This is a genomic window from Bacteroidales bacterium, from assembly GCA_018334875.1.
Taxonomy (GTDB): Bacteria; Bacteroidota; Bacteroidia; order Bacteroidales; family UBA12077; genus JAGXLC01.
On sequence record JAGXLC010000261.1, the window covers coordinates 1 to 5,914 of the forward strand.

General features: G+C 47.9%; 5 protein-coding genes. 4 read left to right on the plus strand and 1 reads right to left on the minus strand.

Going from position 1 to position 5,914, the window contains the following annotated elements; all coding sequences use genetic code 11:
• The 4 genes from alr to KGY70_15850 all read left to right on the plus strand — a co-directional run.
• Positions 1-1,149, plus strand: a 1,149-nt coding sequence (gene alr, locus KGY70_15835; protein ID MBS3776667.1) for an alanine racemase, incomplete at its 5' end; no start/stop codon positions are given.
• A 221-nt stretch (positions 1,150-1,370) separates the two neighbouring features.
• Positions 1,371-2,381, plus strand: coding sequence for a type I glyceraldehyde-3-phosphate dehydrogenase (gene gap, locus KGY70_15840; GenBank protein ID MBS3776668.1), 1,011 nt, complete (start codon positions 1,371-1,373; stop codon positions 2,379-2,381).
• A 370-nt stretch (positions 2,382-2,751) separates the two neighbouring features.
• Entirely contained in the window at positions 2,752-4,176 is a 1,425-nt protein-coding gene (locus KGY70_15845; protein ID MBS3776669.1) for a hypothetical protein, read from the plus strand.
• A 30-nt stretch (positions 4,177-4,206) separates the two neighbouring features.
• A complete protein-coding gene (locus KGY70_15850) occupies positions 4,207-4,443 on the plus strand; it encodes a hypothetical protein (GenBank protein ID MBS3776670.1) in 237 nt (78 codons plus the stop codon).
• Between the two features lie 42 nt (positions 4,444-4,485).
• Here the strand turns inward: KGY70_15850 and KGY70_15855 are convergent.
• Positions 4,486-5,914, minus strand: a 1,429-nt coding sequence (locus tag KGY70_15855) for a SpoIIE family protein phosphatase (protein ID MBS3776671.1), incomplete at its 5' end; no start/stop codon positions are given.

The following is a 5,914-nucleotide window of genomic DNA, read 5'->3' on the forward strand; positions in this document are numbered from 1 at the left end:
AAAGGCTCAAGGGATTTCCATTTTGAGAAGATCTCCCATGAACTGGAAGAAAAGATGCACCAAACCGTGCTGGAGATCGACCTGGATGCCCTGGTGCACAATCTGAACCATTTTCGTTCCCTGCTCCAACACAATACGCGCCTGATGGTGATGGTCAAAGCCTTTTCCTATGGCAGCGGTACCTATGAGATTGCCAATCTTCTTCAATATCAAAGAGTGGATTACCTGGGAGTGGCTTTTGCCGATGAAGGGGTAACTTTGCGGGAAGCAGGTATAGCTCTGCCCATTATCGTCATGAACCCTGAAGAAGATGGTTTCAGAATGATGATCGATTATGAGCTGGAGCCCGAGATTTATCATTTTCATGTGCTGGAGCAGTTTAACAGAGTGGTATCTGCCACCGGCAAAGAGGAGTACCCCGTGCATATCAAGCTGGATACCGGCATGAACAGGCTTGGGTTCAGGGACGTGGAGGTCGGTGAGCTGATAAGCCACCTGAAGCAAGCCAAACATCTGCGGGTCCATTCGATCTTCTCTCATCTTGCAGCCAGTGATGAGGCGGAGCAGGATGCCTTCAGCCATGAGCAGATAGGCCTGTTCGATGAGCTGAGTACTAGGATATCCCGGGAAATGGGCCATCCGGTTATACGCCATATACTGAATTCGGCAGGCATTGAACGATTCCCGGATGCACAGTTTGATATGGTGCGACTGGGCATTGGCCTCTATGGTATTGGAGCGACCGGCCAGGATAAACTGCGCAACATTTCCACATTTAAGAGCACAGTAACCCAGGTCAAAGAAGTGAAGAAAGGCGGAACCATCGGATATGGCCGCTCGGCAAGGGCTGAGCATGACCTGAAGATCGCTGTCATACCGGTTGGTTATGCCGATGGCTTTAACCGGGCTCTGAGCAATGGGGTCGGGCGTCTGTACATCAATGGCTTTTATGTACCCGTTATCGGCAGCATTTGTATGGATATGTGCATGGCAGATATCACAGGATGCGACATTAAGGAGGGCGATGAAGTGATCGTTTTTGGGGATGAGATCCCGGTGGGGGAACTGGCCGATAAACTCAATACCATTCCCTACGAAATTTTTACAGGCATCTCCGAAAGAGTCAAACGCGTATACTTTCAAGAATGACTTTCAACTTATTTTTTTGAAAACGTTTTCATTCGCGCCCGTAGAAAATTTGGGATTTTTCTATTAAACAAATGTGCTTGAATCTAGTGGGTTATAATGAAAGTGGCGTAAATTCAGCTTCCTGGACTATTGATGTTTTGTCAATAAATCCTTAATTTTGTCTGGCTTATTCAGAGTATATTGAATAATTGTGATTTTTAAACCTTAAAAAATTGGTTCATATGGCTAAACTCAAACTTGCCATCAACGGCTTTGGTAGAATTGGCAGAAGCGTATTCAGAATTGCTGCCGAGAGAGAAAATGTAGACATTGTAGGTATTAATGACATTACCGATACAAAGACTTTGGCCCATTTGTTGAAGTACGATTCCAACTATGGCAGATTTAACGGAACTGTTGAACAGCAGGATGAATATCTGGTGGTCAATGGTAAAAAGGTAAAGGTCAGCGCTGAAAAGAATCCTGCCCAAATACCATGGGACGAGACACCCGACGTGGTGGTTGAATCTACCGGCGTATTCCGTAAGCGGGAAGACAAGAAAGGTGGATATGGCGATCACCTGAAGAATGGCGCCAAGAAGGTTCTGCTCACTGTTCCTGCCAAGGATGAGATCGACCGGATGATTGTGCTGGGTGTAAACGACAATGACCTGAAGCCTGAAGACGAGTGTGTCTCCAACGCTTCCTGCACCACCAACTGTCTGGCTCCTGTAGTGAAAGTGCTCAACGATGAGTTTGGCATCGAGCATGGCTTGATGACCACCATCCACTCTTACACCGCCGACCAGAATCTGCAGGATGCCCCGCACAAGGATCTGAGAAGAGCACGTGCTGCCGCACTCTCGCAAATCCCAACTACTACTGGAGCTGCCGGTGCCGCAGGAAAAGTGATTCCCGATCTCAAAGGCAAACTCGATGGCAAGGCTGTACGTGTTCCCACCCCTACAGGATCGCTGGTTGATTTTACGGCCCACCTGAAGAAGGATGTGACCATCGAGGAAGTGAATGAAGCCATGAAGAAGTATGCTGAAGGCGAGATGAAAGGTATCCTCGGATATACAGAAGATCCGATTGTGTCGGCTGACATTGTGGGTGATCCCCGTTCTTCCATCTTCGATGCCCAGAGCACTATGGTTATGGCAGGTCACATGGTAAAAGTTGTTTCCTGGTATGACAATGAATGGGGCTATTCGGAGCGCGTAGTAGACCTGGCTGAAAAGTTGATCCAATAAAGTATAATTTTCCGTCCAGATCATGAAGCGGGACACGCCTCGGCATGTCCCGCTTTTTGTGCGCCCTGCATGCGCAAGTTCTTTAAGGTAAGAGTCCTGAACGGGCCGAGTTGACAGGAACCGTTAGTCGAGGGCAAGACAGTGACCGCGAGGTCCCTATTGAAGGAAGCCTAAGACAAATAGATGTCCCCACGAACAGGAACGGGATACAAGGCCTACTTTGGAGGCAACGCTGCTATAGAAGCGGAAGCGATATTGCGGCGTTTAAGGCTGAATAGGTTATTGTGCGGTGAAAGGGTTAAAAAGTAAAATCTGGGTCTTCCGGGAATAATTTTATAAATTCGGGAATTCAAACCCAAAACCCATGATTATGAAACGGACATGTAGGATCGCCTCATTCCTTTTAATATTGGTGTTTTCCTGTTCCCAGGCCCGGGCCGATGTTTCCTTTGAGCAATATTTCAAGGATCAGACCATGCGGTTGGATTATTTTCACACCGGCACTGCAACCGAAGAACACTTTTCTCTGGACCAGATGGTGAATGATGGTCCCTGGGCAGGAAGCAAACAGCAGTTGGTCGATGACCTGAGGCTCGGAAAATATTTCTTTGAGATACAGGATCCCCGGAGTGGGAAAGTGATTTATTCCAGGGGGTATTCGAGCATTTATGGTGAATGGGAAACCACTGCGGAAGCCAAAAAGGAGTGGGGTGTCTTTCATGAATCAGTGCGCTTCCCCTGGCCTGCCCAAAAGGTGAAGCTGGTGATCTATAAGCGCAACCAACAGCAAAAATTTGATCCGGTATGGCAATACATGGTGGATCCCAATTCCCGTAAGGTCAATCCTGCCCCGTTGAACACCCCTTACGGGGTATATGAAGTGGCCGTGCATGGGAAGCCCCAGGAGAAGGTGGACATTGTTCTTTTAAGTGAAGGTTATACACAGCAGCATATGGATGAGTTCCGGGCCGATGCCGACAAATTTGCCCGGGCCTTGTTTTCAACAGAACCTTTTGCTTCCCGGAAGGAGGATTTCAATATACGCGCGGTGAAAGTGCCGGCCCCCAACTCAGGACTGAACCATCCCCAGCAGGATATATACAACCGCTCGGCCCTTTCGGTTAGCTATGGGGCTTTTGGCTCACAACGCTATGCCCTTGGTTATGACAACAAAACCATACGGGATGCAGCTTCCACGGTGCCCTATGAGTTTACCGCCATACTTATGAACGACAGCATTTATGGCGGGGGAGGCATCTACAAGCTCTATATTACCGCAGCTTCCGACAATGCCTTCCATGATTACCTTTTTGTCCATGAGTTCGGCCACCACTTTGCTTCCCTGGCCGATGAATATTATACCTCTGCTACGGCTTATGAGATGGGTAGTCAGGTTGTCGAGCCCTATGAGTTGAATGTCACTACTTACATGGATAAAGACAAGATCAAATGGGGGGATCTGATTCGGGAAGATACACCTTTACCCACTCCCTGGGGGAAGGAGAAATTTGACGATCACAGCAACCGGATCCAGGAGAAACGGCAAAAGATGCGAGATGCGAGGGTGAGTGAAGACAAGATGGAACAGTTGTTCAACCAGCAGCGTGAATGGGAGGAGGACTATCTCTCACAAATACCCCATGCCGGTGATGTAGGCGCCTATGAGGGGGCTATGTATCACAGCAAGGGAATATACCGTTCCGAACCTAACTGCATCATGTATACCCGCACCGATCATTTCTGCGCCGCCTGTCAAAGGGCTATCAATATGGTGATTGATCAGTATGCGGAATAGTTGGGGACCGTTACCTAATTTTGAATGCCTATGGGACTATTTCGAAAGAAAAAAAAGAAACGGGAGCTGTTGGATTACGACGGCAACCCCTTAAAGGTGGGCGATAAAGTGATGTCGCTGCGCTATGATCTGGGCAAATGTGTGATCGTTGAAGGCGAATACGGGATAGAGTATGAATCGCTGGAGACGGGGAAAAGAGTAAGGTATGCCTGGATGATCGACGCACACACCGAGAATCAGAAAGTCAGAAAGCTGGAGGAAGATTAAATCCCGCGGGATCGGGCATCTTACATAATAGGGATGACGGGATCATATTTTTATACCCAGGACAATCACGTCATCCACCTGAAAATTATCGCCCTTCCATTTTTTAAACTGCTCTTCAAGCATTAGTTTCTGCCTGTCCATGGGCAGGTGCTGGATGTCTCTGAGCAGGTGTATAAAATTGATGGGCTTGAATTTTTTGTGATCGGGCCCACCCAGTTGATCTACGTATCCGTCTGAGAAGAGATAGAGGGTATCGCCGGATTTGATTTCAAGCCGGTGGTTGGTGAAAGAGGATTTTTCCGTATGATAGATGCCCACAGGCATGCGGTCACCGCTGAATTTTTCGAACACACCGTCGCGAAAGACATACAAAGGATTGAAAGCTCCGGCAAAATCTACCAGTCCATTCTCCAGATCGATCACGCAAAAGGATATATCCATTCCATCTTTGGTAAGGTCACGCTTGCCGGTTTGGTGCAGGGAATTTTTAACCGTCTCGCGCAACCGGTTTAATATCATGGCTGCGTTTTCAGGTGTGCCCTGGTGATTGCTAACAATTTCATTAAGAGAAGAGATGCCGAGCATGCTCATGAAAGCCCCGGGAACCCCATGCCCCGTGCAATCTGCTGCCGTCACGTAGATCCGTTTCCCAAGGGTGTGAATCCAGTAAAAATCACCGCTGACAATGGAACGGGGCTTAAAGAGTATAAAATGGTCGGAGAATGCCTGGCTGAATTGTTCTTCTTTGGGCATCAGTGCGGTTTGTATGCGCCGGGCATATTCAATGCTACCTGTTATCTCCATATTTTTTTGCTCAATGGTATTTTTTTGTTCGAGAATGGCATCCCGCTGGGTGGTGATCTCACTTTTCTGCTCTTCGATGGTGGCGGTCCGTTCCTTTACGGCCTCTTCCAGCAAACGCTTGTCGTGCCGCAGTTTTTTTTCGTGTAGTTTGATGACCATGAAAAACAACCCGCTGATCGACACAGCCAATATGCCGTAGAAAAGGCGGGTCTCTGTAAATGGAGGAGGCACATGGTAATTGATCCTTCCGGTTTCGCTTACCTGTCCCCAAAGATTACGGGCCCGGACCCGTACAGTATACTCGCCTTTCTGGGTAAATATCCGGATGGTGGGGTCAGGTGACCATTTCGACCAGTCATTCATTAATCCCTCGATCCTGTATTGATATTGAGTGGAATTTTTCCTGATGTATTGGGGGGCAGCAATGCGGAAGACCAGTGGGATGTTTTCTTTTTCTATCTCCATATTCTGCTGCTGGACATAGTATTTCTTGCCTGAGCGTATGGAGGCAAAAAAGACTTTAAAACCGGTTTGATCCGGTAAGCCATCATTAAGATTGATCCGGTATACCTGGTTGTCGGCAATGATCCACAGGTGATTATCGGAATTAAGCGATATATCCTGGATGTTGTCGAAAAGCCTGAGGTAGCGGGAGAGGCTATCCCTT

Coding starts and splice junctions, on each gene's coding strand:
- gap (MBS3776668.1), top strand. CDS start 1,371: ATGGCTAAACTCAAACTTGCCATCAACGGCTTTGGTAGAATTGGCAGA.
- KGY70_15845 (MBS3776669.1), top strand. CDS start 2,752: ATGAAACGGACATGTAGGATCGCCTCATTCCTTTTAATATTGGTGTTT.
- KGY70_15850 (MBS3776670.1), top strand. CDS start 4,207: ATGGGACTATTTCGAAAGAAAAAAAAGAAACGGGAGCTGTTGGATTAC.